This window comes from Nonomuraea monospora (assembly GCF_039531895.1).
In the GTDB taxonomy this organism is placed as follows: domain Bacteria; phylum Actinomycetota; class Actinomycetes; order Streptosporangiales; family Streptosporangiaceae; genus Nonomuraea; species Nonomuraea monospora.
Genome location: NZ_BAAAQX010000012.1, coordinates 225479 through 250235, shown reverse-complemented (window position 1 = coordinate 250235; position 24757 = coordinate 225479). Strand labels below are relative to the sequence as shown.

Sequence of the window (24757 nt, the reverse complement as noted above, 5' to 3'; positions counted from 1 at the left end):
GAGGGTGAGCGGTTCTCAGGAGGCGACGCTGGCGGCGCTGGCGGCCAACGTCGGCATCGCGGTGACGAAGTTCGTGGCGTACGTCTTCACCGGGTCGTCGTCGATGCTCGCCGAGAGCATCCACTCCGTCGCCGACTCGGGCAACCAGGGGCTGCTGCTGTTCGGGCGGACGCGGGCCGCCCGCGAGCCCACCCCGGACCATCCCTTCGGCTTCGGCAGGGAACGATATTTCTACGCGTTCCTGGTCTCGGTGGTGCTGTTCTTCGGCGGCGGGCTGTTCGCGCTTTATGAGGGGTACGAGAAGGTCGTCCACCCGCATCCGCTGGAGAGCTGGCCGTGGGCGGTGGGGGTGCTGGTGGCGGCCATCGTCATGGAGGGGCTGTCCCTGCGCACCGCCGTCCGCAACGCGGGACGGCTGCGCCGTGGCCGGTCGTGGGCCAGGTACATCCGCGAGGCCAAGGCGCCCGAGCTGCCCGTGGTCCTGCTGGAGGACACCGCCGCCCTCGCCGGGCTGGCGTTCGCCCTCGTCGGCGTGACGCTGGCGCTGCTCACCGGCAACCCGCTCTTCGACGGCCTCGGCTCCATCGCCATCGGCCTGCTGCTGATCATCGTGGCGGTGACGCTCGCCAGGGAGACCAAGAGCATGATCATCGGTGAGTCGGCGGCGCCCGAGATCCAGCAGGCCATCGAGGACGTGCTGCGGGACGACGCCGCCGTCAGCGGGTTCACCCAGCTCCGCACCCTGCACCTGGGGCCCGAGGAACTGCTCGTCGCGGCCCGCGTCACGGTCGCGGGGAACGGGCAGGTGGCCGAGGCCCTGCGCGGGACGGAGCAGCGCATCCGCGAGCGCGTCCCGCTCACGACCGTCGTCTACCTGCAGCCGGACTGAGTACTCCCGTTGGTGCAGGCGTACGGCGAACGGTGTCGACCCGGTTGACGGTGGATGGACGACGCGGCGGCAGGGCTCTCACGCCTAGCGTTTCCCGCATCGATCCGTCATCGGGAGGAAACACCATGATCAAGAGAGTCGTCGCCACGGTCGCCGGGCTGAGCCTGACCGTGGGGCTGACCGCCGGCGCCCAGGTCGTCCACGCGGAGACGGCCGCGCCCAAGCCGCCGAAGGGCGCCAGGGCGGTCGTCCACGTCAGCCCCAACCCCACCGCCGAGCGCGGCCAGGAGGTGACGATCACCGGCCACTGCGGCGGCGGCAAGGGCCTCAAGGCCGTGATCGCCGGCATCGACAGGGAGCACCCGGTGCTGGAGAACGTCCGCATCGTCAAGGACGACCCCAAGGGCTTCGTGGCGAAGGGCACCCTGGCGTCCAGGATCGGCAACGGCGTCGGCCCCGTCTTCGTCGACTGCGGCGGCGAGGCGGGCGTGACCCTCCTGGTCACCCACGTCTGACGCCCGGCCCCTCGTCCAGGAAGAACGCACATGCCACGACGCGACCCCGCGCCCGTCCGGCACCTCGCCAGGATCACCGACGTCGCACTGGCCGCCGCCACCCTCGTCTTCTTCGTCACGGTAGCCCTCGCCACCGGCGTCCACACCCGCACGCTGACACCCGCCGGCCCTTGGCACGGGCCGATCCAGCTCGGCCTGTTCCTGGGCGCGATCCTGCTGGTCAGACGCCGCTGGCCGATGACCGTGCTGCTGCTGTCGGTCTGCGGGATGCTCGCCTACCACAGCGTCGCGGGGCTGTGGTCTCCCGCCGGCTGGATCTGGCCCATCGCGGTGGCGTACTTCACCGCCGCCACCACGCGCCACGTGCGCTGGGTGGCGCTCATCGGCGTGGCGCAGCTCGTCCACTCCGCGATCGACGCCCGCTTCATCCTGGAACAGAACCTCTTCCGCTACCTGATCCACGTCGTGGGGGAGGGGCTGCTGCTGGCGCTCCTCATCGTCGCGGGCCTCACGTACGCCGCCGCGATGCGCTGGCGGGAACGGCTGCGCGAGACCGACGGCCGGGCGCGCGCCGCCGAGGAACGCCTGCGCGTGTCGCACGAGGTGCACGACGTCATCGCGCACACGCTGGCCCTCGTCGGCGTCCAGCTCAACGTCGCCGCCGACGCCCTCGACGAGGAGGACCCCGCGGCGGCGGCCGAGGCGCTGCGGCTGGCGAAGGACGTACGGAACCGGGCCATGAACGACCTGCGCTCCCTCATCGCGACGCTGCGCGACGACCCCGGCGGCAACACCCGCCCGCAGCCGGACCTGGACGGGCTGCGCGTCCTCGTCGCCGACGCCCGCGCCGCCGGCCTGGAGGTGACGCTGGACGAACGCGGCGACCCCGCCGCCGTCCCCGCCATGCCCGCCATCGCCATCCACCGCGTCGTCCAGGAGTCGCTCGCCAACACCCTCAAGCACGCGAACGCGAGCAAGGCGCGGGTGACGATCGACTACCGGCCCGGCTCGGTCACCGTCGAGGTCACCGACGACGGGCGCGGCTCAACCGGCGCCACCGGCGTCACCGAAGGCCACGGTCTGGCCGGCATGCGCGAACGGGTGAGCGCGCTCGGGGGCACGCTCACCGCCGGGCCGGTCCCCGGAGGCTTCACGGTGCGGGCCGAGGTTCCTGTGGCAGGCTCGTCAGCATGACGATCAAGGTGCTCCTCGCCGACGACCAGGCGCTCGTCCGGGCGGGCTTCCGCAGCCTGCTGGCGCGCTCCAAGGCCATCACGGTCGTCGGCGAGGCCCAGGACGGCGACGAGGCCGTCCGGCTGGCCGCGAGCACCAGGCCGGACGTCGTCCTCATGGACATCCGCATGCCGGGCACCGACGGGATCACCGCCACCCGCCGCATCGTCGCCGGCCAGGCCGTCCCTGGCTGCCGGGTGATCATCCTGACCACGTTCGACAGCGACGAGCACGTCTTCGCCGCCCTGCGCGCCGGCGCCAGCGGCTTCCTCACCAAGGAGGTCGAACCCGCCGAGCTGCGCCGCGCCGTTCTCGCCGTCGCCGCAGGGGACGCGCTGCTGTCGCCAGGGGTGACCCGCCGCGTCGTCGAACAGTTCGCCCACCGGCAGGACCTCTCGCCCGGCGCGGGGCAGCGGCTGGCGGGGCTGACGTCGCGGGAGCTGGAGGCGGTCGAGCTCGTGGCGCTGGGCCTGTCCAACAACGAGATCGCCGAACGCCTGGTCATCAGCCCGCTCACCGCCAAGACCCACATCACCAGGGCCATCGCCAAGCTGGACGTCCGGGATCGGGTGCAGCTCGTCATCCTGGCCTACGAGAGCGGGCTGGTGCGGCCGGGCGGGCGGCCGTCCTCCTGACGTCACGTTGACGTGCGCCGCTCAGCTCCGGCCGGGGCCCAGGCGGCGGGCCGGCCGGGGGGTGCCGGGCGGCCGTAGACTCGAAGGCCGTTGATCGAATCGGTGGGAAGCGGAAGCCCATGGTGAGCAGGGAGGCCAGGTCGCGGCTTCGTGGCCGGCAGGCCGAGTGCGAGGCGCTGGACCGGCTGGTGGCGACCGTGCAGGGCGGCCGCAGCTCGATGCTGGTTCTGCGGGGCGAGGCGGGCATCGGCAAGTCGGCGCTGCTGGAGTACGCCCGCGACAGCGCGGCGGGCTGCCGGATCGCCAAGGCGGCGGGCGTGGAGTCGGAGATGGAGCTGGCCTACGGCGGCCTGCACCAGTTGTGCGCGCCGTTCCTCGACCGGCTCGACCGGCTGCCCGAGCCGCAGCGCGCGGCGCTGGGCACGGCGTTCGGCCTGTGCGCGGGCACGCCGCCGGACCGGTTCCTGGTGGGGCTGGCGGTGCTCAGCCTGCTCGCCGACGCCTCTGACCGGGAGCCGCTGGTCTGCCTGGTCGACGACGCGCAGTGGCTGGACCGGGTCTCCGCGCAGACGCTGGCGTTCGTGGCGCGGCGGCTGCTCGCCGAGCGGGTCGGGCTGGTGCTGGCGGTACGCGAGCCGTCCGCGGACAGCGAGCCGACCGGGCTGACGCACGCGGAGCTGACCGGGCTGCCGCAGACAGAGGTGGGGCGGCTGGGCGACGGCGACGCCCGCGCCCTGCTCGACTCGGTGACCCCCGGCAGGCTGGACGAGCGCGTCAGGGACCGCATCGTGGCCGAGGCGCAGGGCAACCCCCTCGCCCTGCTGGAGCTGCCGCGCGGGTTGACGCCGGCGGAGCTGGCGGGCGGGTTCGGGCGGCCGGACGCGCGCCCGCCGGCCGGGCAGATCGAGCAGAGCTTCCTGCGGCGCGTCGAGCCGCTGCCGCATGACACGCGGCTCCTGCTGCTGGTCGCGGCGGCCGAGCCGGTGGGCGACGTGACGCTGCTGACCAGGGCGGCGGAGCTGCTCGGCATCGAGACGTCCGCCGCCGCCGCGCCGGCCGAGGCGGCCGGGCTGATCATGATCGGCACGCGCGTACGGTTCCGCCACCCTCTCGTCCGGTCGATGGCCTACCGGGCGGCGGCGCTGGAGGACCGGCACCGGGTGCACCGCGCGCTGGCCGACGCGACCGACCCGGAGGCCGATCCCGACCGGCGGGCGTGGCATCTGGCCGGCGCCGCGGCCTTCGCCGACGAGGAGGTGGCCGCTGAGCTGGAGCGTTCGGCCGGCCGGGCACAGGCGCGGGGCGGCGTGGCGGCGGCGGCCGCGTTCCTGGAGCGGGCGGCCGAGCTGTCGCCCGATCCCGGACGGCGCGGCGTCAGGGGGCTGGCGGCGGCCAGGGCCAAGTACCGCGCGGGCGGCTACGACGCCGCGTTCGAGCTGCTGGACGCGGCGGAGCTGAGCCCGCTCGACGACCGCGACCGCGCCCAGGCCGACCTGCTGCGCGGCCAGATCACGTTCGCCGCCACCAGCGCGGGGGCCGCCCTGCCGCTGCTGCTCAAGGCCGCCGGACGGCTGGAGCCGCTGGACGCGGGCCTGGCCCGCGAGACCTACCGCGACGCGCTGAACGCCGCCATGACGGCGGGCCACCTGCCCAGCGGCGCCCAGGCGGCGGACATCGCCAGGGCGGCACTCGGCGCGCCGCCCGGCCCGCCGCCCAGGCGCAACGACCTGCTGCTGGACGGCGTCGCCCGAGCGGCCGTCGAGGGGTACGCGGCGGGCGTGCCGCTGGTGCGCCAGGCCCTGGAGGCCTTCCGTGCCGACGGGGTGTCCAGGGAGGAGGGCCTCGGGTGGCTGCCGTTCGCCTGCCGGATGGCCCACAACGTGTGGGACTTCGAGACCTGGTCGGAGCTGTCGTCCAGGCTGGTCGAGCTGGCCCGCGAGACGGGGTCGCTGGCGGTGCTGCCGTCGGCGCTGCACATGCTGGTGGCGAACCGGGTCCTGGCGGGCGAGCTGGCCCCCGCCGGCGCGCTGGTCGCCGAGGCGGTGACGATCGGCGAGGTGACGGGCAGCCGCTCCATGGCGCAGTACGCGGCCCTGGTGCTGGCGGCGTGGACGGGCCGGGAGGCGGCCACCCGCGAGGCGATCGAGGCGATCACCCGCGACCCGGCCATCCAGGGCGAGGGCAAGGTGCTGACCGCCACCCAGTGGGCGGGCGCGGTGCTGGGCAACGGCCTCGGCCGTTACGAGGAGGCCTACGTCGCGGCCGAGCGCGGCGTGGAGCACCCCCAGGAGCTGGGCGGCACGTACCTGCGCTCGATGATCGAGCTGGTCGAGGCCGCCGCCAGGAGCGGACGGCCGGCCCGCGCCGCCGAGACCGCCGCGAAGCTCGCCGAGACGGCCGCGGCCACCGGCACGGACTGGGCGCTCGGCACCTCGGCGATGGTGCGGGCCCAGGTGAGCGCGGGAGCGTCCGCCGAGGAGCTGTACCGGGAGGCCATCGAGCGGCTGGGCCGCACGGAGGTGCGCACGTCGCTGGCCCGCGCCCGGCTGCTCTACGGCGAGTGGCTGCGCAGGGAGAACCGCCGCGTGGACGCGCGCGAGCAGCTCGGCGTCGCCTACGAGGCGCTCAGCGGGATGGGCGCGGAGGCGTTCGCGGAGCGCGCCAGACGCGAGCTGCAGGCCACGGGCGAGACGGTGCGCAGGCGCGGCGCGGAGGAGCGGGCCGCGCTCACCGCGCAGGAGGCGCAGATCGCCCGCCTGGCCGGCGACGGGCTGACCAACCCGGAGATCGGCGCGCAGCTCTTCATCAGCCCGCACACCGTCGAGTGGCATCTGCGCAAGGTGTTCGCCAAGCTCGGCATCGTCTCCCGCAAGCAGATCACCGCCAAGCTGCTGCGGGCGGCTCAGCCCTCGCCGTCGTACCCGCGCTCGGCGTAGCGGCCGGGCGTGCAGCCGTACTCCCTGGTGAAGGCGGTGATGAACGCCGACGGGCTGGAGTAGCCGACGCGGTGCGCCACCTCGGCCACCGGGCGGGTCTCCAGCAGCACCCGCGACGTGCTGAGCCGCAGCTTGGTGCGCACCTTCGAGTACGGCATGCCGAACTCCCGCTCGAAGTCGCGCTGCAGCGTCTTGACGCTGACGTGCAGCCGCTCGGCCCACTCCGCCAGCCCGGCCTCGTCGCCGGGGTCGTGCGACAACGCCCGCGCAACGGTGAGCGCGAACCCGGTGCCGTTCGCGTGGTGGCCGACGAAGTCGGAGGTGGCCGGGCCGAGCCCGGCCATGATGCGCGCCCGGGCGGCGAACGCCTCGGCCTCCCCGCAGGACGGACGGGCGATCGTCTCGATCAGCCTGGCCGCCTCCGGGGCCATGGAGACGGCGCCGGCCCGCAGCCCGGTGAGCACCTGGGGCGTCTCGCGCAGGCAGATGCGGTAGACGGTCTGCCGGTCGGCCGCCCGCACCTCGTGGGTGACGGCCCGGTGCGCCCAGAACGCCTCGCGGTGGCCCACGAACTGGGTGCGCGCGCCGTAACTGGTCGAGAGCATGCCGTCGGGGGACCAGTAGAGCTGGTGCAGGAAGTCCTGGCGGCTCTCGCCGAACTCCAGCACGGCCGCGGAGCGGTACTTGAGCACCAGGATGCCCTCGACCCGGCCGAGGCCGTAGCCGTACTCCTCGCAGGAGAACGGGTCCGTGCCGACGGGCTCGGTGACCGTCACGGAGTGGCGTCTCGGCGACATCGGTTGGCCTCCCAGAGACATCAGCGGCAACTTTGGTAAGGGTAACCTAAGTTCGTTCTCAAGGCTGTCGAAGGAAGCCCGTCCATGCACTCAGTTCAGCTCCGGCGCGCCGCCGGAGCCTCCGTCCTCACGCTCGCCCTGGTGGCAGGCTGCGGCTCGGCCGGCTCCGCGGAGCAGCCGGCGGCCGCCGCCGCGACCCGCGTCTTCACCGCGGACAACGGCCAGATCACCATCCCGGCCGACCCCAAGCGGGTCGTCGCCACGGGCTACGCGGTCCCCGCGCTCATCGAGGCCGACGCCGCGCTGGTCGGCATCTCCTCCTGGCAGCGCGGCCTGCCGCTGATGTCGGAGGAGGACCGGGCCACCTACGACCGGCTGGAGAAGGTCGCGGGCGAGGCCGCGGCCGAGACCAACTACGAGGCCATCGCCAAGGTCAAGCCCGACCTCATCGTCATCGGCGTCCCCGCCCCCGTGCTGGCCGACGTGGACGTGGAGCGGCTGAAGTCCATCGCGCCCGTCGTCGCGATCGGCCCCACCATCCCGTCCGCGTGGCGCGAGCTGTCCCAGCGGCAGTCCGACGCCGCCAGCCGGGCCGCCAACTTCGGCGAGGCCAAGGCCGCCTACGAGAAGAAGGCGGCCGAGCTGGCGGCCAAGTACAAGGACGCGCTGGCCGGCCTGAAGTTCGGCCACGTCGGCGCGTACGGGGAGGTCGCCAAGGGCACCTTCCAGCGCGAGTTCGCCGGATCCTGGGGCACCAACATCGCCCAGGACGTCGGCGTCACCTACTACGGCCAGGTCAAGGTGAAGGGCGGCGGCAGCAAGGACGTCTCCGAGTACCCCTCGATCGAGGAGCTGACCGCGAGCCTCGGCGAGGCCGACGCGATCACGTACTCGGTGCAGCCCGACGGCACCCCCAACGAGTCCGTCAAGTACGTGCTCGACTCCGAGCTGTGGAAGAACCTGCCCGCCGTCAAGGCCGGCAAGACCTTCCCCATCCGCTACACGGAGGCGGCCACCTACAGCGCCGCGATCAAGACTCTGGACGCCGTCGACCAGGCGCTCGCGCCGCTGGGAGAGAAATGAGCATCGACCGCGGCGACCCGGGCCCCAAGGTGGCCGCCCACCACGCCACCGGGACCGGCCTGACGCGCATCCCGTACCCGATCGAGATCCGCACCGTCACCGTCGGCAGGAGGGAGCTCGTCACCCCGCGCATGCTCCGCCTCACCCTGACCGGGCCCGGGCTCGACGGCTTCCACAGCTACGTGTGCGACGACCACATCAGGATCGTCTTCCCCGACCCCGACGGCACCCGCCGCCTCCCGGTGCCCAACGACCAGCAACTGCTGGACTGGCCCAAGCCGTTCCCCACGACGCGCAAGTACACCGTGCGCCGCTACGACGCCGCTGCGCGCGAGCTGGACCTCGACATCGTGCTGCACGAGGGCGGCGTGGCGTCCGCGTGGGCGCAGACCGCCGGGATCGGCGAGGAGGTGGCGGTCGCCGGGCCTCCTGGGACCAAGACCTTCGCGCCGTCCTACGGGCACTACGTGTTCGCCGTCGACACCACCGCGCTGCCCGCGGCGGCCCGGTGGCTGGAGGAGGCACCGGCCGACGTGTCGGCGCACCTGGTGATCGACGCCGACGATCCCGTCGAGCACGCCTACCCGCTGGAGAAGCGGGACGGCGTGGAGGTGATCTGGCTCGTGCGCGACGGCGAGAAGTCGTCGCTGGCCGAGACCGTGCAGGGGCTGCGGCTGCCGGACGTGGCCACGTTCCTGTTCGCGGCGGGCGAGGCGAACGACATCAAGCCGCTGCGCGCGTGGAGCGCCGGGCGGATGGAGTCGCTGTTCACCGGCTACTGGAAGCGCGGAGTCGCCGATCTTGACGACGACTGACCGCGCGGGGCGGCCAGGGGCGGGCGAGCCAACCGGCCCGTCCCCTGCGCCGTCCACCGGGCCGCCCGTTGGCGCGACCGCTGGGCCGCCCGGTGGGCGGGCTCGCCGTCCGCTCGTGCTCGCCGCCTGTGTGGTGCTGCTGCTCGGCGCGGTGGTCGCGAGCCTGTGCGTCGGGGCGCAGGCCATCGCGCCCGCCGAGGTGTGGCAGGCGCTCACCGGATCGGGAGGCGGCACGGGCGGTGAGGCGTACCTGATCGTGCACGACGTGCGGGGGCCGCGCACGCTGCTCGGCATCTGCGTAGGCGCCGCGCTCGCCACCGCCGGCATGCTGGTCCAGACGCTGACCCGCAACCCGCTGGCGGAGCCCGGCATCCTGGGCGTCACCGCCGGCGCGGGCTTCGCGATCAACATCGGCGGCGTGCTGGGGCTGGCGGGCGGCCAGGTGGCGCAGCTCGTGCTGGCCTCGCTCGGCGCCGTGCTGGCCGCCGTCCTGGTCTACGCGGTCGGCTCCGACGCGCCGCTGCGCCTGGTGCTGACCGGCGTCGCGCTCAGCTCCGTGCTCGCCGGCATCTCACTCGGCCTGCGCCTGATGCTGCCGGACGTGTTCGACCGCTACCGCTTCTGGTCGATGGGGTCGCTGGCCGGGCACGAGCAGGTGCCGCTCCTGCTGCCCGCCGTGACCATCGTGGTCGCGCTGGTGTGCGCGGCCCTGGTCGCCCGCCCGCTCAACGCGCTCATGCTCGGGGACGACGTCGCGCAGTCGCTCGGCGGCCACGTGCTGCGCACCAGGGTGATCGTCCTGGTGCTCGTCACCGTGCTCTGCGGGGCCGCCACCGCCGTCGCGGGGCCGATCGCGTTCCTGGGGCTCATGGTGCCACACCTGGCCAGGCGGCCGGCGGGGGCGTCGATCCCGTGGCTGATGGCGTACACGATGGTGCTCGGCCCTGTGCTGCTGCTGGCCTCGGACGTCGGCGCGCGCGTGCTGCTGCCGACCGGCGAGGTGCCGGTGGCCGTGGTGACGGCGTTCGCAGGCGCGCCCGTGCTCATCTGGGCGGTACGGCGGCGCGGGCGGGTGCCCGCGTGAACCGCCACCTGGTGGTGCGCTTCGGCGCCTACTCGATCAGGGCCGACCGCAGGACGCTGACGGTGTGCGGCGCGCTGCTGATCGCCGCGCTCGGCCTGGGCCTGCTGGGCCTCTGCCTCGGCGGCTCCTGGACGCCGCCGGGCGACGTGCTGGCCGCGCTGGCCGGGCATGGCGACGACGTCGTGGTGGTGCAGGAGTGGCGGCTGCCCCGGGTGCTGGCCGCGCTGGTGTTCGGCGCTGCGCTGGGCCTGGCGGGCGCGGTCTTCCAGAGCCTGACCCGCAACCCGCTCGGCAGCCCCGACATCGTCGGCCTGGACGCGGGCGCCTACACCGGAGCGCTGTTCGCGATCACCGTCCTGGGCGGCGGCCCCGCCTACCTGGCGACCGGCTCCATCGTCGGCGGCCTGTTCACGGCGGCGGCCGTCTACGCCCTGTCACTCGGCTCGGGCCTCGGCGGCCTGCGCCTGATCGTCGTCGGGATCGCCGTGAACGCCATGCTGACGGCGGTCAACTCCTGGATCGTGCTGCGCGCGGAGATGGAGGTGGCCCTGGCCGCCACCGGCTGGAGCGCCGGCTCGCTGAACGGCCTGGACTGGCACGAGGTCGTCCTGCCGTTCGCGGTCATCGCCGCCTTCACCCTGCTGCTGGCCGCGCTCGCGCCCGCCATGCGCCAGGCGGCGCTCGGCGACGAGCAGGCACTCGCCTCCGGCGTGCGCCTGGACCGGCTGCGGCTGCTCATGGTGCTGGCGGGCGTCGGCTGCACGGCGACGGTGACGGCGGTGGCCGGGCCCATCGTGTTCATCGCGCTGGCCGCGCCGCAGATCGGCCGCCTGCTGACGCGCGCGCCCGGCGTGGCCCTGGCCCCGGCGGCGCTCTCGGGCGCGGTGCTCCTGCTGGCCGCCGACCTGGCCGCGCAGCTCCTGCTGGCGCCGGTCGCCCTGCCCGTGGGGGTGGTCACTACGGTGATCGGCGGCTGCTACCTCGCCGCGCTGCTCGCCCGCCGCCGGACCCGCCAGGCGACGTAGACGCGTCCTTGCGGACGCCTACGGAACGCAGGACGCGCAAGGCGCCGCGCGCTACGACGCTGCTTAGGCAAGGCGGCGACGCGAGCAGCGCCCGGCGTTCGCAGCGCCCCGCGTCCGCAGGACGGCGCCGACGCGAGTGGCGCGGTGCGGGCGCAGGGCAGTCGCGGCGCGGGTGGCGTAGTGCGGGTGCCCCGTCCTCGCCGAGATGGTCAGCCGTCGGCCTGGTCGTCCGCGATGCCCCCGTCGCTGAGGCGCTCGTGGAGGCGGCGGGCTTCGCGGACGAGCCCGCTCGACCCCTTGCGCGCCGCGATCGCCGCGACCTCGGGGATCGGGCCCCGCGCCCCCGCCCAGCGGCAGGCGTTCACCGCGAACTCCAGGGCACGGGTGTGACTGCCGCGAGCCCGTTCGTCACCCCCCGGCAGGAACACCGGCAGCAACCCGCGCATGATCTCCCAGACCTCGCGATGCGCCCCCTTCCGCGCGGCTTCCTCCAGCCCCGCCGCCACCTCCTTCCACCCGGCCGCGCCCCCGCGCAGGCACCGGCCGAGCTGTCGGCCGCACTCCTCGGCGGGCAGGTATCCGGTGTCGGCCGCGCGCAGCAGCAGTTCCTGGCAGCCCTCGGCGTGCCAGCCGCGTTCCGCCAGGAGCATGCCGAGCACCAGCGCCGTCCCCTCGCCCACGGGCCCGTCCTGGTGACATAGCGGCGTGACGAACCCGTGCACGTGACCAGGGCTTCCCCAGGTGGTGAACACCTGCGAGAGCAGCCGGGTGGCCACCACCTCGCGATCGGAGGGCAGCATCAGCCGCCACAGGTTCGGATCGCAGGTCGGGGCGGCGCCCAGCACCGAGGGCGGCGGCGGGTCGGACAGCAGCGCGTCCACCAGCGGCATCCCCGTCGGCTCCGCCAGCCGCACGCGCCCGCGCGGCAGGCTGCGGGAGGTGGCGTCGCGGGGCCACTCCACGCACGTCTCAGGCTCGGGACGCCGTCGCAGCCAGCGTTCCAGAACGGCGCCCGTCTCGCTCGTCCGGGCCAGCCGACCGGCCCTGGCCAGCACGTCGGGGTGCACCTCGCGCGGCAGCCGCAGCAGCGCCTGCTCCAGGTCGGCGGGCAGGTGGTGGACGCCGGCCCGCTCGTAGCCCTCGATCCTGGCGACCAGCTCGGCCGGGTCGATGTGGCCCGAGGTGAGGGTGGGGGTGGCCAGGAGGTACGGGGGCAGCGTTCCGCGCCGCAGCGCGTTCAGAATTTCGGCGCAGCGCAGGAGCATGGTCCACAGCGGCGGGCGGCCACCGTGGTGCTCGGGGAGCCGCCAGCCGGCCAGTTGCAGGTCGGGCTGCCATCGGCGGGGAGCGCGCAGGCCGGTGCCGGTGGCCTCGCGCAGCAGCGCCTCGGTCCACTGGCTGAGGCTGGACCACTCGTCCAGGTCGTACAGGTCCGTCGTGCGGACGGGAGGCCTTCTCGCGGACGGGTCGCGGACGAAGCCGTCGAGCCAGCGTTCGAAGGAGAACTCGTGGTAGAGCCGGTCGAAGGTCTCGGCGAGGTTCGCGATGGGGGCGGGGAACGGGAGACGGGCGGGCGGCTCGAACGCGGGCAGCGCGACGGGCTGGAAGCCGCTGGGCTCCGATCCACCGGCTGCGGTGCCGTAGGGGCCGGTCAGGTGCGCTGCCAGTTCCGGTGGCAGGATGCCCGCCGCCTCACGCACCGCCTCGGCCCCGGCCGGGGTGAACCGGGCCGCGTGCTTGACGGCCACCCGGACCGCCCTCTCCTTGACCTCGTACGACTCGCACAGGAACGCCGACGCCAGCGCGGGCGCGAGCTCGTCGAGCGGGCCCTCGGTGTCGCGGGCGGACTGGTCGAGCAGGGTGAGGCCGGCCCGCACGAGCTTGCCCTCGGGACGGAACAGCAGCGCGGTCACCGCCTCGCTGACCTCCTCCCCGCTCAGCGTGACCTTTGCGTGCGTCCCTCCCGGTGTGGTCGCGGCTCCGTCGCGCGGGCGTAACTGCCGCAGGGACAGCTCGGCCACCGGGCCGGGCGCGGTGGGCAGGAGCCGCAGGTAGTCGCGGACCCGATCCGGGGTGGGGGCGGGGTCGAGCAGGTCGTGCAGGCGGACGAAGAAGCGCAGGTCAACGGCGCTACCGCCGCGCAGGAAGCGGCGCACGCACCCGTCGATCAGCGACTCCCGCTCCACCCGCCCGGCGTCGGCCAGGTCCCGCAGCGCACCCAGCCAGGACCCCCGGCCCCGCCCTCCGCCATCGCCCCCGAAGCGCCCATCGCGGCCGAGGCGCCCATCGCGGCGGAGCCGTCCGTCGCGCCCGAGCCGTCCATCGTGGTCGAGCCGTTCGTCGTGGTCGAGCCGATCATCGCGCAGCACCCGCCCCGCCCCCTCCGCCTCGAACAGCCGCGGAATCAGGTGCGGAGCCAGCGGGTCCTGGTCAAGGTCGGGCGGGGTGGACACCCAGGCGGCCACGATCGGCTCATGCGAGGGAGGCGGCCCCCCGGCGCGCCGCAGCAGCTCCAGCGCCAGCGCGACGGTGCCGTCAGCCAGTTGCCGCCGGGTGCCGCGCAGCCGCCCCGCCACCCGTACGGCGAGGTCGGCCTGCCACTCGGCGGGACGCGCGGCGACGACCCGCAGCAGCGCCCCCACGGGAAGCCGCTCCTCCTCGCCCCGGCTCGTGAAGTCACGCCGGAAGATCCAGGCGGCGACGGCGGCCGGGCCTCCCATCGTGCCCGCGCCCGCGACCCGCATGGCCGCGACCCAGCTTCCGGCCACCGGCCTGTCGGCTTCGCCGAATGCCAAGGGGAGCTGCGCGGTGTTCCTGGCCGGGCCGATGTGGCCGGGCAGCCGGCGGGCCACCTCGCGGCGTCCGGCCGCGTCGAGCCGCAGCACCTCGTCGGCCGCCAGGGACGCGTCGCCCGCCGCCACGGCCCGCGCCACGCCCTGCCACGCGCTCACGCGCCCGCCCGCGCCGCCGGGCTCCGCCTCCGCCTTCGGCATGGTCATCGTCATGGGGCAGACGATAGAGATCCGCTCCGACAGAACCGCCGGGCCCGCCTGCTGACGGACCGAAGACGCCATAAGGGATTGTCGTCAATCTTGCGCATGATCTTTGCCAACCGGCATCTCATCCTTGCCCAAGATGGGTTGTGACGTCCGATAGTAGGCGATATTGTCAACAATCTCGTCGCCTACCGCGTAGAGAGGCGACCGCCCACGTAGTGGCCGATCTCCATCCCCCTGACCGCCCCCTGGAGAAGCTCCGTGATCAGAACCCGCGCAGCCCTGGCCGCCGCCGCGTCCGTGTTAATGCTCGCCGCGTGCGGCGGCGGGCAGACTCCCGCCCCCGCCGGCACGTCCGCAGCGGCAGGCGCCACCCCGGTGAAGGTCAGCGTCATCCCCATCCTCGACGTGGCGCCCATCTACCTGGGCGACCAGCAGGGCTTCTTCAAGGAGGAGGGCCTGAAGCTGGAGCTCGTGACCGCGCAGGGCGGCGCCGCGATCGTGCCGGCCGTCGTCAGCGGCCAGGTGGACTTCGGGTTCAGCAACTTCACGTCGCTGATCGTCGCCGCCTCCAAGGGCCTGCCGCTCAAGGTGGTGGCCCCCGGCGCGGCCTCCACCGGCGAGCAGGACAAGGACTTCGGCGGCGTGGTCGTCAAGGCCGACAGCCCGATCAAGACCGCCAAGGACCTGGCCGGCAAGCGCGTCGCGGTCAACACCCTGAACAACATCAACGACACCACCGTGCGGGCCTCGATCAGGGCCGCCGGCGGCGACGCGAAGAACGTCAGCTTCACCGAGTTGGCCTTCCCCGACATGCTCGCCGCCCTCGACAAGGGCAACGTGGACGCCGTCCAGGTCGTCGAGCCGTTCCTGGCGACCGCCAAGAAGAACGGCGACCGGGTGATCGCCTCCAACTACGTCGACACCGCGCCCAACCTGGCCATCGCCGGCTACTTCACCTCCCAGCAGACCGCCGCCGCCAAGGCCGACCTGGTCAAGCGCTTCAGCGCGGCGATGCAGAAGTCGCTGAAGTACGCCACCGAGAACCCGGACGCCGTGCGCAAGGTCCTGGGCACGTACACGAAGATCGACCCGGCGCTGACCGAGTCGCTCACGCTGCCCACGTACCCGGCTGAGGTCGACGCCGCCTCGCTGGAGACGCTGTCGAAGCTCGCCCTCCAGGACGGCCTCATCGACAAGGCCCCCGACCTCGCGGGGCTGCGCCCATGAGGCTGCCCTCCTGGCTCCTCGGCCTGATCGGCCTGGCCGGGCTGGTCGCGGTGGTGGAAGTGGCGCCCAGGGCCGGGCTGGTGGACGAGCGGTACCTGCCGCCGTTCTCCGCCATGGTCGCGGCCCTGGCGGAGCAGGCGGCGACGGCCGAGTTCTGGCAGTCGCTGCTGGAGACGCTGCGCGGCTGGGCGATCGGCCTGGCCGTCGCGATGGCCGCGGGCGTCGTGCTGGGCATCGTCATCGGCGGCCTGCCGCTGGTGCGGGCGGCGCTGAACTCGACGATCGAGTTCCTGCGGCCGATCCCGTCGGTGGCGCTGATCCCGCTGGCCGTGCTGCTGTTCGGCACGGACATGCGCTCGACGCTCCTGCTGGTCGTGTACGCCTCGTTCTGGCAGGTGCTGGTCCAGGTCCTGTACGGGGTGCGCGACGTGGACCCGGTAGCCAGGGAGACGGCCCGCTCGTACCGGTTCCGCCCGCTGACCCAGGTGCGCACGGTGGTGTGGCCGACCGCGCTGCCGTACGTGATGACCGGGTTCCGGCTGGGCGCGGCGGTGGCGCTGATCCTGGAGATCACCGGCGAGCTGATCATCGGCTCGCCGGGCCTCGGCAAGCAGATCGCGGTGTCGCAGACGTCCGGAGCGGTGGCCTCGATGTACGCGCTGGTCATCGTCGTCGGCCTGATCGGCGTGGCCGTGAACGTGATCGCGCGGGCCACCGAGCGCCGGGCGCTGCGCTGGCACCCCTCGGTACGTCTGGAGGTGTCGTGAACGCGGCACGGCGGATCCTGCTCGTGCTGGCCGTCCCGGTGCTGCTCATCGCGGCGTGGTGGGTGGCGACGGCGGGCAGTCTCAACTTCTTCTGGCCGCCGCTGAGCCAGATCGCAGGCGCGTTCGGCGAGACCTGGTTCACCGGCCGGTTCACCGCCGACGTGCTGCCCAGCCTGGCCAGGCTGCTGGCGGGTTTCCTGGCGGCGGTGCTGCTCGGCGTGGGCCTGGGCGTCGCGATCGGCTCGTCGCGCACGCTGCGCGGCCTGCTGGAGCCGGTCCTGGAGTTCTTCAGGGCCATCCCGTCGCCCGTGCTGGTGCCGATCCTGATGTTGTTCGCCGGCATCGGGAACGGCATGAAGGTCCTGGTGATCGTCTCAGGGTGCGTGTGGCCGGTGCTGCTGAACACGGTGGAGGGGGTGCGCGCGGTGGACGAGGTGCTGCGCGACACCGCCCGAAGCTACCGGTTCAGCCGCCGCTCGCGGCTGCTGCACCTGGTGCTGCGGGGAGCCAGCCCGCAGATCGCGGCGGGCGCCAGGCAGGCGCTGTCCATCGGGATCATCCTCATGGTCATCAGCGAGATGTTCGCCGCCAGCAACGGCCTGGGCTTCACCATCATCCAATTCCAGCGCAGCTTCGCGATCCCGCAGATGTGGACCGGCATCATCCTGCTCGGACTGATCGGCATCGTGTTGTCGATGCTGTTCCGGCTGGCCGAGGCCCGGATGCTGAGCTGGTACACCGGTCTGCGCACGTCACAGCGAGAGGGCTGAGATGACCATCACACCCGCGGCGATGCTGGACGTCCGCGGCCTGCAGAAGGTCTACGAGGGACGGGGCCGCCGCGTCGAGGCCGTCCGCGACCTGACCTTCACCGTCGGCGCAGGCGAGCTGGTCTGCATCGTCGGGCCGTCGGGAGCGGGCAAGACCACCCTGCTCAAGTGCATCGCCGGGCTGCTGGACAGCACCGGCGGCGCGGTGGTGCTGGAGGGCGAGCGGGTCACCGGCCCGCCGCCCGGCATGGCCGTGGTCTTCCAGGAGTACGGCCGCAGCCTGTTCCCCTGGATGACCGTGCGGCAGAACGTCGAGCTGCCGCTGAAGGAGAAGCGGGTGCCCAGGGCGCGGCGGCGGGAGCTCGTCGCCGACGCGCTGGAGGCCGTCGGCCTGGCCGACGCGCACGACGCGCACCCGTGGCAGCTCTCCGGCGGCATGCAGCAGCGCGTGGCGATCGCCCGCGCGGTCGCCTACGAGCCGCACCTGCTGCTGATGGACGAGCCGTTCGCCGCCGTGGACGCCCAGACGCGCGCCGACCTGGAGGACCTCGTCCGCTCCCTGTGGCGGCGGCTCGGCGTCACCGTGCTGTTCGTCACCCACGACATCGACGAGTCGGTGTATCTGGGGCAGCGGGTGATCGTGCTGTCGAACTCGCCCACGGTGGTGCTCGAAGAGGTCGCCATCGACCTGCCCGACGAGCGTGACCAGCTCACCACCCGGTCGCTGCCGCGGTTCGCGCAGCTCAGGGGGCACATCTACGAGCTGGTGCAGCAGGCCAAGAGCGGCCACCGCCCGGCGTCGCCCGCCCCCAGCGACGCCGGCCACTAACCTGCGGGCCGCGGTCAGGTGGGGACGGTCACTGACCTGCGGGCCGCAGTCAGGTGGGGACGGTCACTGGCCGGCGGTCGCTGTGGTGCCGGCGGGTGCGTCGCGGTGGCCGGGTGCGGGCGGGGCGCCCCTGGTGAGGCGGGTGGCGCCGATGCCGAGCACCGCCGCGACGACCAGCGTGCCGCCCATGGGGATCGCGGTGTCCTCGCCGCCCAGCCCGACCAGCGGCGAGACCACCGCCCCGAGCGTGAACTGCAGCGACCCCATCAGCGCGGACGCGGTGCCGGACGCGTCGGGGGCCCGGCCGATGGCCAGCGCGGAGGCCGTACCGAGCACGAAGGTGAACGAGCTGACCAGCAGGAACAGCGCGGGCAGCACCACGGCGGCGGGCGCGCCCGCGACGAGCAGCGCCAGCAGGACGGCGGACATCACCAGGATGACGAGCTGCCCGCGCCCCAGCAGCTTGCGCGGGCTGACCCGGCCGACCAGCCGGGCGGTGAGCAGCCCGGCGCACAGCAGGCCGAGCGCGTTGACCGCGAAGGTGACGGTGTAGGCGGCGGTGGACAGGCCCAGGACGTTCTGGATGACGAACGGCGAGGCGGAGATGTAGCCCATCAGGCCGGTGAAGCCGAGGGCGAAGGCGCAGGTGTAGCCGACGTAGCCGCGGTCGCCGAGCAGCCGCCGCATGGTGCGGCCGGTGGCGGCCAGGCCGCCGGTGTGGCGGCGCTCGGGCGGCAGCGACTCGGGCACCACCAGCAGCGACCCGATCAGCATCAGCGCGGAGATGCCCGTCAGCGCCCAGAACTCGCTGCGCCAGCCCAGCGGCGCCAGCGCCCCGCCGGCGAGCGGGGCGACGACGGGCGCGATGCCGCCGATGCTGGCCAGCAGCGAGAAGATCTTGGCCACGGCCGGCCCGGACACCCGGTCGGCGGCCACGGCCCGGCCGATGACGATGCCGGCCGCCCCGGAGAAGCCTTGCAGGAAGCGCGCGCCGACCAGGAACCAGATGTTCGGGGTCAGCGCGCACAACACCCCGGCGAGGGTGGCCACGGCGGCGGCCAGCAGGAGGGGGCCGCGGCGGCCGAACCGGTCGGACAGCGGGCCGATGACGAGCTGACCGGCGGCCAGCCCGAACAGGAACGTGGTCAGCGTGAGCTGCACGCTGGACGCGCCGGTGCCGAGGTCGGCGGCCAGGTCGGTGAAGGCGGGCAGGTACATGTCCGTCGCGAACGGCGCCATCGCGGACAGCAGGGCGAGCACGAGCAGCAGCGGCCCGGACACCCCAGGGCTTTTCGGGGGCACTGGCCGGGCCGTCCGGCGCGGCGCCGCGCGCGAGCCCGCCGTCGAGCCGCTGCCCGCCACGGAGGTGGAGCTGCTGCGGATCATCGTGCACCGGCCCGGCGTCAGCCCGGGGCGGCTCGCGGTGGAGACCGGGATGAAGCCGAGCAACGTGAGCGCGGCTCTGCGGCATCTGTCCGAGCTGGGGCTGGTCGTGCGGGAGAGCGACCCGGACGATCGGCGGGCCGCGCGGTTGCGGCCCACGGCGAAGGCGCTGGAGAACGCGCGGCTGATCGAGGAGGGCCGGGCCCGCTTCCTGGACGAGACGCTCGCCGGGCTCTCGGGCGAGCACCAGGAGGCCCTGGTACGGGCCGTTCCTGCGCTGCGGGCCCTGGAGCGGGCGCTACGCGAGCGAGCCGGGGGCCGCTGACGGCTCGCCGTGCCCTGGGCCGGTGGCCGACGGCGGCTCGCCGTGCGCCGCCGGCAGCCTGCCCGCCGCGGTGAGGGTGGCCAGCAGTTGCAGCGCGGCCTCCGACGGCGAGCCTGGCTCGGCGTTGTAGACGGCCACCCGCTGCCCCTCGTCGTCCGGCAGCGTCATGAACTCGGTGAGCAGCGCCATGGAGCCCACCACCGGATGGTGGTAGCCGCGCACCCCGGTGCCGCAGTCGCCCACCGCGTGCGCCGCCCACAGCTTCGCGAACTCCGGGCTGCGCACCGTCAGCTCGCCCACCAGCGCGGTCAGGCCGGGCGCGCCGGGATGGCGGTCAGCGATGAGCCGCAGGTCGGCCACGGTGGAGCGGGCCTTGCGCGGCCAGTCGTCGTACAGCTCGCGCAGGTGCGGGTCGAGGAACAACATCCGGGCGACGTTGGGCCGGTCGGCGGGCCGGTCGGGCGCGTCGAGAGCGAGGTGCCCGGCCAGCAGCGCGTGCCCCATCGGGTTCCAGGCCAGCACGTCGAGGAAGCGGCCCAGGACGAGCGCGGGCACGTCCCCGAAGGAGTCGAGCATGATGCGCACGCCGGGACGCACCCGCTCGGGCCTGGCCGCGCGGCGGCGCGCGGTCGCCTTCGGGCGGGCCAGCGCGTACAGGTGCACCCGCTCGGCCTCGTCCAGGCGCAGGACGCGGGCGACGGCGTCGAGCACGGCGTCCGAGGCGTTGGGGCTCTGCCCCTGTTCGAGCCGCGTGTAGTAGCCCGCGCTCACCCCTGCGAGCTGGGCCAGCTCCTCGCGCCGCAGCCCTGGCACCCGGCGCCGGCCGCCGAACGTGGGCAGCCCGGCGTCCTCGGGACGCAGCCGCGCCCGCCTCGACCGGAGAAATTCGCCCAGTTCGCCGTGTTTGTCCATGGGGCCAGTATCGCGGGCCCGCGGCCGTCCAGCCTGCACCTGTCAGGTGTAGTCACAGCGGATGGCTGGCTGCGGCGCGCAGTCCGGACGCAGGCTGTTCCGCGAGACCTCCGAACGGAACGGAAGACAGCAGTGAAGATCATCGTGATCGGTGCGACGGGAACCATCGGCAGCGCGGTCGCGCGGGCGCTGGAGCCGCGCCACGACGTGGTGCTCGGATTGCGCCGCGGCCCCGTACGCGTGGACCTGGACGACCCCGAATCCCTCGACGCCCTGTTCGCCGCGACCGGGCCGGTGGACGCGGTGGTGTGCTGCGCGGTGAGCGGCGGGCTGAGCCCGCTGGACACGCCGTCGGACGAGGAGTACTGGCGCGGGATGCGCGGCAAGCTCGTCGGGCAGGTGAACCTGGTCCGCAGGGCGCTCCCGCACGTACGCGACAGCGGATCGATCACGATCACCAGCGGGCGCTTCGCCGAGCCGGTCCCGGGCAGCTCGCTGGGCCACCTGGTGAACGCGGGGCTGGAGGCGTTCGTCCGGTCCGCCGCGATCGAGACGCCGCGCGGCGTGCGCCTGAACGCGGTCAGCCCAGGCTGGGTCCGTGAGACCCTGCTCGCCCTGGGCATGGACCCCTCCGGCGGCACCCCGGTGGCCGACGTCGCCCGCGCCTACCTGGCCGCCGTGGAGGGCGGCGCGCACGGCGAGACCCTCCCATGCCCGGAGTCCCGCGACATCTCCTCATGGGTCACGTGACCCGGCCCTGACCGCCGATCCGGCGGCGCACGTACGCGGAAAGCTGATCCACCGCGACCACCAGCACCATCACGATCGCCAGATGGGTGACCATCTCGTCGAACCTGAACAGCTTGATCGACTGGTTCACCAGGAAGCCGATGCCGCCGGCCCCCACCAGCCCGAGCACCAGCGACGAGCGCACGTTCACGTCGAAGCGGTAGAGCAGCAGCCCGACGAACTGCGGCACCACGGCGGGCAGCACCGCGTGCGAGGCCGCCTGCACGCCGGACGCGCCGCCCACGCGCAGCGCGTCACGCGGGCCCAGGTCGATCTCCTCCATCGCCTCGGCCCACAGCTTGCCCATCACGCCCGTATTGTGGAAGATCAGCGCCAGCACGCCCGCGAACGGGCCGAGGCCCACGGCGGTGACGAAGACCAGCGCGAAGACGACGTCGGGCACGGCGCGCAGGAACGACAGCACCGAGCGGGCCGCCTGGTACGCCCAGCGTCCCGGCGTTGTTGCCCGGGCGGCCAGCAGCGCCAGGACCAGCGCGAAGGGCACCGAGAAGGTGGTGCCCAGCAGGCCGATGCCCAGCGTGACCAGCGCCGCCCGCAAGCCCGGCAGCAGGACCCCGTCCCAGGACAGGTCCGGGGGGAGTGCCTGGCCGACGAAGTCCGCCATGCCGCGCCAGCCCTGCACGAGGGCCGACGGGGAGAACTCGGTGCCGTTCCAGGCCAGCACGTGGGCGATCACGACGGCCGCCGTGATGGTGGCGGTCGCCGTGGTGACGGGGCGGCGGCGGGGCGGGGTGAGGCGGGTGTCCGGGGGCAGCGCGCCCGCGGTGGTGCTCATCAGGGCTCCTGATCGGCGTGAGAGGCGGCCGCGTGAGAGGCGGCGGTGCCGGAATCCGGGCCGGCGTGAGGGACGGTGGCGTGACGGTGGTCCGGGGTGTACAGGGGGGTGAGGGCGTCGGCGGTGAGGGCCGCGGCCGGGATGTCGAGCAGGACGCGCCCGCGCAGCAGCCCCGCCACGCGATCGGCGTGCCGGCGGGCGAGGTCGGGCTGGTGGAGCACGGCGGCGACGGCCAGCCCCTGGTCGTGCGCGAGGTCGGCCAGCAGCGCGACCACCTGCTCGGCCGCCGCCGGGTCGAGCGCGGAGACCGGCTCGTCGGCCAGGATGATCTCCGCCCGCTGGCACAGGGCCCGCGCGATGGCGACCCGCTGCCGCTGCCCGCCCGACAGCCGCCCGGCCGGTTCGGCGGCCCGGTCCGCCATCCCGACCCGGTCCAGGCAGAGCATGGCCTCCTCGCGCAGCTCGCGGGGGAACAGGATCGGGGTGAGCGAGCGGCGCAGCGGCAGCCGTCCAAGAGCCCCCGCGCAGACGTTGTCGAGTGCGCTGCGGCGGTGCACGAGGTGGATCTGCTGGAAGATCATCGCCATCCGCCTGCGCAGCGGGGCCGTGTCGGCGGGCCGGCCGTGGAGGAGGATCTCGCCCCCGTCGGGGCTCTCCAGCCCGACGACGCAGCGCAGCGCGGTGGACTTGCCGCTGCCGTTCGCGCCGAGCAGGGCCAGGAACTCGCCGGGCGCCAGGCTCAGGTCGAGCCCGTCCAGCACCGTACGGCCGGAGAACGACTTGCGCAGCCCGCGCACGGCCAGCGCGGGCACCGCGCGGACGCCCGCCTCCGTGGTCATCGTCATACGTCCTTCTCGGTCAGGCCGAGCGCGGTGGCCAGGTCGAACAGCGGCTTGTAGGTGTCCTTGGTCACGGCCACGAGCGGCCCCGGCGGGTTCACGTCGAGGAACGCGCCGACCTTGGCGACGTCCGACGCGCCCAGCTTCAGCAGCCCCGAGGCGATCGCGGTGCGCAGCGCGGGGTCGAGCTTGCCGGAGACGGTGATGGGGTCGTTCGGGATGGGGTCGGAGGTCCAGACCTGGCGGTACTCGGCGGGGTCGAAGGTGCCTTCGGCCTGGGCGGTGGCGAGCTGCTGGCTGTTGATCTCGGCCGCGTCCACCTTGCCGTTGGCCAGGGCCAGCAGCGCCTCCGGATGGCCGCCCGCGTAGTCGATCCGCACGTCGGTCTCGGCCAGGCCCTGCGTCTTGAGCGCGTAGCGGGGGAGCGCGTCGCCCGAGGTCGAGCCGGGGCTCGACAGCGCCAGCGACCTGCCCTTGAGTTCCTTGATCGAGGTGATCGGAGAGTCCACGGGCACCCAGATGCCGGCGGTGTAGGTGGTCAGTGCGCCCTTGGCGTCGGCGAAGGAGGCGACGGGCTGGGCGTCGGCCTTGGTGCTGGCGAAGACATAGCCGAGCGGGCCGAACTGGGCCATTTCGAGTTGGCCGTTGCGCATGGCCAGCACCTCGGCCGAGTAGTCCTCGACGATCTTCAGCTCGACGGGGCAGTTGAGGGTCTTCTGCAGGGCGGCGGCGAGGGTCTCGTAGGCCGGTTTGAGCTTGGCCGGGTCCTCGTACGGCTCGACGCCGAAGCGGATCTTCCCGTTCGGGCAGGTGGCGGCGGCCGGGCCGGTCGCCTCCGTGTCACCGCCGCCGCAGCCGGTCAGCAGCAGCGCCGGGCACGGCCAGGGCGGCCAGGGCAGGTCGTGCGCGCATGGATTTCTCCTAGAAAGGGGTGGTTTCAGGCCAGCAGGTCGTCGAGGACCTCGGGGGCCAGGCCCAGGGCGGTGGTCATGCCGATGCCGGACGTGACCGACACGACGCGCACGCCCGGCACGGGGGCGGCGACCAGGAACGGCTCCGGCGCCGAGGCGTAGACGCCGCGCCACCGCTCCCGCACCGTCAGCCGCTCCGCGCCGAGCAGGCGGGCGCTCTCGGCCAGGATGTGCCGGTCGAGCGCGTCGTCGCCGAACGGCTCGGGCGTGACGGCGTAGGCGTGGGTGTCGCCGATGGTCAGGTCGCCGTCGGGGCGCTGGGTGAACATCAGGTTCAGGCCGATGCCGGTCAGCTCCGGCCGCTCGCTCTCCAGGCGGGCGCGCAGGGCGGGCGACGTCGGGCAGGCCGCGAAGCCGCCGTAACGCAGCAGCGAGAAGCCGGACAGCACGGCCGGGTCGATCCGGCGCCCGTGCGGGTCGGCCACCCGCAGCATGCGCAGCACACAGCGGCGCAGCCCTGCCTGCTCGGCCAGGCCGGGGAAGTGCCGGTCGACGTCGTGGCCGACGGCCATCACGACGTGCCCGGCCCTGATCCGGCCCCGGCTGGTGGTCACCAGGCCCGGCTCGACGAGGTGCGCGGCGGTGGCCCAGTGGAAGCGCACCCCCTGCCCGGCCAGCCAGGCGGCGATGGCGTGCACGGCCTGGCGCGGGTCCACCCGGATGTCCAGCGGCAGCCAGGCGCCGCCGACCACGCCGGGGCCGACCGGCACGCGTTCGGCAACCTCGCGGCCGTCGAGCAGCACGGCCTGGCCGTCGCGGGCGGCGGCGAACTCGCGCAGCACCGCGTACTCGTCGTCGGCGCGGGCCACCACGACGGTGCCGCTCTCGTCCAGCCGGAGCCCGGCCTCCCTGGCCAGGCGCAGCCAGGCGGTCCTGGCGGCCAGCGCGTACCGCAGGGACCGGCCGTCCTGGGCGGTGAAGCAGCCGTGCCCGAAGTTGCGCACCGAGGCGCCGACGGCGCGCTCGTCGCGCTCCACGACCACGACGGACAGCCCGCGGGACACGGCGTCCACGGCGTGGGCCAGCCCCACGATGCCGGCGCCGACGACCACCAGATCGGCCGCGTCGAGAGACGGGTCCCACGGCGAATGACTTGTCATGATAAGTACGCTGCCGCTCGCGGACAGGCGACGTCAAT

The 24757-nt window shown here is 74.0% G+C and carries 23 protein-coding genes; 15 read left to right on the top strand and 8 right to left on the bottom strand.

Annotated elements, in window-relative coordinates:
- Positions 1 to 4: 4 nt before the first annotated feature.
- From ABD331_RS24895 to ABD331_RS24875, 5 genes are all read left to right on the top strand, one after another.
- On the top strand, positions 5 to 889 hold the full coding sequence (locus ABD331_RS24895) for a cation diffusion facilitator family transporter (RefSeq protein WP_344479019.1): 885 nt from the start codon (positions 5 to 7) through the stop codon (positions 887 to 889).
- A 125-nt stretch (positions 890 to 1014) separates the two neighbouring features.
- Complete coding sequence (locus ABD331_RS24890; protein ID WP_344479016.1) at positions 1015 to 1404, top strand: hypothetical protein; 390 nt, start codon at positions 1015 to 1017, stop codon at positions 1402 to 1404.
- 30 nt (positions 1405 to 1434) lie between these two features.
- Positions 1435 to 2598 (top strand): sensor histidine kinase, encoded by a 1164-nt coding sequence (locus ABD331_RS24885; protein WP_344479013.1) that lies wholly within the window; start codon positions 1435 to 1437, stop codon positions 2596 to 2598.
- Positions 2595 to 3272 (top strand): response regulator transcription factor, encoded by a 678-nt coding sequence (locus tag ABD331_RS24880; RefSeq protein ID WP_344479010.1) that lies wholly within the window; start codon positions 2595 to 2597, stop codon positions 3270 to 3272. Before ABD331_RS24885 ends, ABD331_RS24880 begins: the two co-directional genes overlap by 4 nt.
- 119 nt (positions 3273 to 3391) lie before the next feature.
- Entirely contained in the window at positions 3392 to 6208 is a 2817-nt protein-coding gene (locus ABD331_RS24875) for a helix-turn-helix transcriptional regulator (RefSeq protein WP_344479007.1), read from the top strand.
- Here the strand turns inward: ABD331_RS24875 and ABD331_RS24870 are convergent.
- The gene (locus ABD331_RS24870) at positions 6175 to 7005 is read right to left on the bottom strand and encodes a helix-turn-helix transcriptional regulator (protein ID WP_344479004.1); all 831 of its coding nucleotides are present in this window, start codon (positions 7003 to 7005) and stop codon (positions 6175 to 6177) included. The genes ABD331_RS24875 and ABD331_RS24870 overlap by 34 nt on opposite strands.
- Before the next feature lie 84 nt (positions 7006 to 7089).
- Here ABD331_RS24870 and ABD331_RS24865 point away from each other — a divergent pair, with 84 nt between their 5' ends.
- From ABD331_RS24865 to ABD331_RS24850, 4 genes are all read left to right on the top strand, one after another.
- Positions 7090 to 8088, top strand: a complete 999-nt coding sequence (locus ABD331_RS24865) for an ABC transporter substrate-binding protein (protein ID WP_344479000.1) — start codon at positions 7090 to 7092, stop codon at positions 8086 to 8088.
- Positions 8085 to 8903, top strand: a complete 819-nt coding sequence (locus ABD331_RS24860; protein WP_344478997.1) for a siderophore-interacting protein — start codon at positions 8085 to 8087, stop codon at positions 8901 to 8903. The genes ABD331_RS24865 and ABD331_RS24860 overlap by 4 nt, the downstream gene beginning before the upstream one ends.
- Before the next feature lie 115 nt (positions 8904 to 9018).
- Entirely contained in the window at positions 9019 to 9987 is a 969-nt protein-coding gene (locus ABD331_RS24855; protein WP_344478994.1) for a FecCD family ABC transporter permease, read from the top strand.
- Positions 9984 to 11012 (top strand): FecCD family ABC transporter permease, encoded by a 1029-nt coding sequence (locus ABD331_RS24850; protein ID WP_344478992.1) that lies wholly within the window; start codon positions 9984 to 9986, stop codon positions 11010 to 11012. The genes ABD331_RS24855 and ABD331_RS24850 overlap by 4 nt, the downstream gene beginning before the upstream one ends.
- Before the next feature lie 209 nt (positions 11013 to 11221).
- On the opposite strand, the gene ABD331_RS24845 is transcribed toward ABD331_RS24850, so the two are convergent.
- Positions 11222 to 14017: a DUF7824 domain-containing protein gene (locus ABD331_RS24845; RefSeq protein WP_344478989.1), complete on the bottom strand. Its 2796-nt coding sequence runs from the start codon at positions 14015 to 14017 to the stop codon at positions 11222 to 11224.
- Positions 14018 to 14269: 252 nt separating this feature from the next.
- Between ABD331_RS24845 and ABD331_RS24840 the strand changes: the two genes are divergently transcribed.
- Genes ABD331_RS24840 through ABD331_RS24825 form a run of 4 tightly spaced genes read left to right on the top strand, consistent with a single transcriptional unit; the run spans position 14270 to position 17604 of the window.
- Complete coding sequence (locus tag ABD331_RS24840) at positions 14270 to 15238, top strand: ABC transporter substrate-binding protein (protein WP_344478987.1); 969 nt, start codon at positions 14270 to 14272, stop codon at positions 15236 to 15238.
- Positions 15235 to 16005 (top strand): ABC transporter permease, encoded by a 771-nt coding sequence (locus ABD331_RS24835; RefSeq protein ID WP_344478985.1) that lies wholly within the window; start codon positions 15235 to 15237, stop codon positions 16003 to 16005. The genes ABD331_RS24840 and ABD331_RS24835 overlap by 4 nt, the downstream gene beginning before the upstream one ends.
- Entirely contained in the window at positions 16002 to 16775 is a 774-nt protein-coding gene (locus tag ABD331_RS24830) for an ABC transporter permease (RefSeq protein ID WP_344478981.1), read from the top strand. The genes ABD331_RS24835 and ABD331_RS24830 overlap by 4 nt, the downstream gene beginning before the upstream one ends.
- A gap of 22 nt (positions 16776 to 16797) precedes the next feature.
- Positions 16798 to 17604: an ABC transporter ATP-binding protein gene (locus ABD331_RS24825; RefSeq protein ID WP_344479098.1), complete on the top strand. Its 807-nt coding sequence runs from the start codon at positions 16798 to 16800 to the stop codon at positions 17602 to 17604.
- A gap of 63 nt (positions 17605 to 17667) precedes the next feature.
- On the opposite strand, the gene ABD331_RS24820 is transcribed toward ABD331_RS24825, so the two are convergent.
- A complete protein-coding gene (locus ABD331_RS24820) occupies positions 17668 to 18843 on the bottom strand; it encodes a multidrug effflux MFS transporter (RefSeq protein WP_344478978.1) in 1176 nt (391 codons plus the stop codon).
- Here ABD331_RS24820 and ABD331_RS24815 point away from each other — a divergent pair.
- Entirely contained in the window at positions 18821 to 19312 is a 492-nt protein-coding gene (locus ABD331_RS24815; protein ID WP_344478975.1) for a MarR family winged helix-turn-helix transcriptional regulator, read from the top strand. The two genes, ABD331_RS24820 and ABD331_RS24815, sit on opposite strands and share 23 nt — an antisense overlap.
- Here the strand turns inward: ABD331_RS24815 and ABD331_RS24810 are convergent.
- Positions 19286 to 20224, bottom strand: a complete 939-nt coding sequence (locus ABD331_RS24810) for a helix-turn-helix transcriptional regulator (RefSeq protein WP_344478972.1) — start codon at positions 20222 to 20224, stop codon at positions 19286 to 19288. The two genes, ABD331_RS24815 and ABD331_RS24810, sit on opposite strands and share 27 nt — an antisense overlap.
- Before the next feature lie 132 nt (positions 20225 to 20356).
- Between ABD331_RS24810 and ABD331_RS24805 the strand changes: the two genes are divergently transcribed.
- Complete coding sequence (locus ABD331_RS24805) at positions 20357 to 20974, top strand: short chain dehydrogenase (protein WP_344478970.1); 618 nt, start codon at positions 20357 to 20359, stop codon at positions 20972 to 20974.
- On the opposite strand, the gene phnE is transcribed toward ABD331_RS24805, so the two are convergent.
- The 4 genes from phnE to ABD331_RS24785 all read right to left on the bottom strand — a co-directional run bounded on the left by phnE (position 20967) and on the right by ABD331_RS24785 (position 24719).
- On the bottom strand, positions 20967 to 21809 hold the full coding sequence (gene phnE, locus ABD331_RS24800; RefSeq protein ID WP_344478968.1) for a phosphonate ABC transporter, permease protein PhnE: 843 nt from the start codon (positions 21807 to 21809) through the stop codon (positions 20967 to 20969). The genes ABD331_RS24805 and phnE overlap by 8 nt on opposite strands.
- Positions 21809 to 22654: a phosphonate ABC transporter ATP-binding protein gene (locus ABD331_RS24795; RefSeq protein ID WP_344478964.1), complete on the bottom strand. Its 846-nt coding sequence runs from the start codon at positions 22652 to 22654 to the stop codon at positions 21809 to 21811. Before ABD331_RS24795 ends, phnE begins: the two co-directional genes overlap by 1 nt.
- The gene (locus ABD331_RS24790) at positions 22651 to 23511 is read right to left on the bottom strand and encodes a phosphate/phosphite/phosphonate ABC transporter substrate-binding protein (RefSeq protein ID WP_344479095.1); all 861 of its coding nucleotides are present in this window, start codon (positions 23509 to 23511) and stop codon (positions 22651 to 22653) included. The genes ABD331_RS24795 and ABD331_RS24790 overlap by 4 nt, the downstream gene beginning before the upstream one ends.
- A 74-nt stretch (positions 23512 to 23585) precedes the next feature.
- Positions 23586 to 24719, bottom strand: coding sequence for a TIGR03364 family FAD-dependent oxidoreductase (locus ABD331_RS24785; RefSeq protein ID WP_344478961.1), 1134 nt, complete (start codon positions 24717 to 24719; stop codon positions 23586 to 23588).
- Between the last annotated feature and the right edge of the window lie 38 nt (positions 24720 to 24757).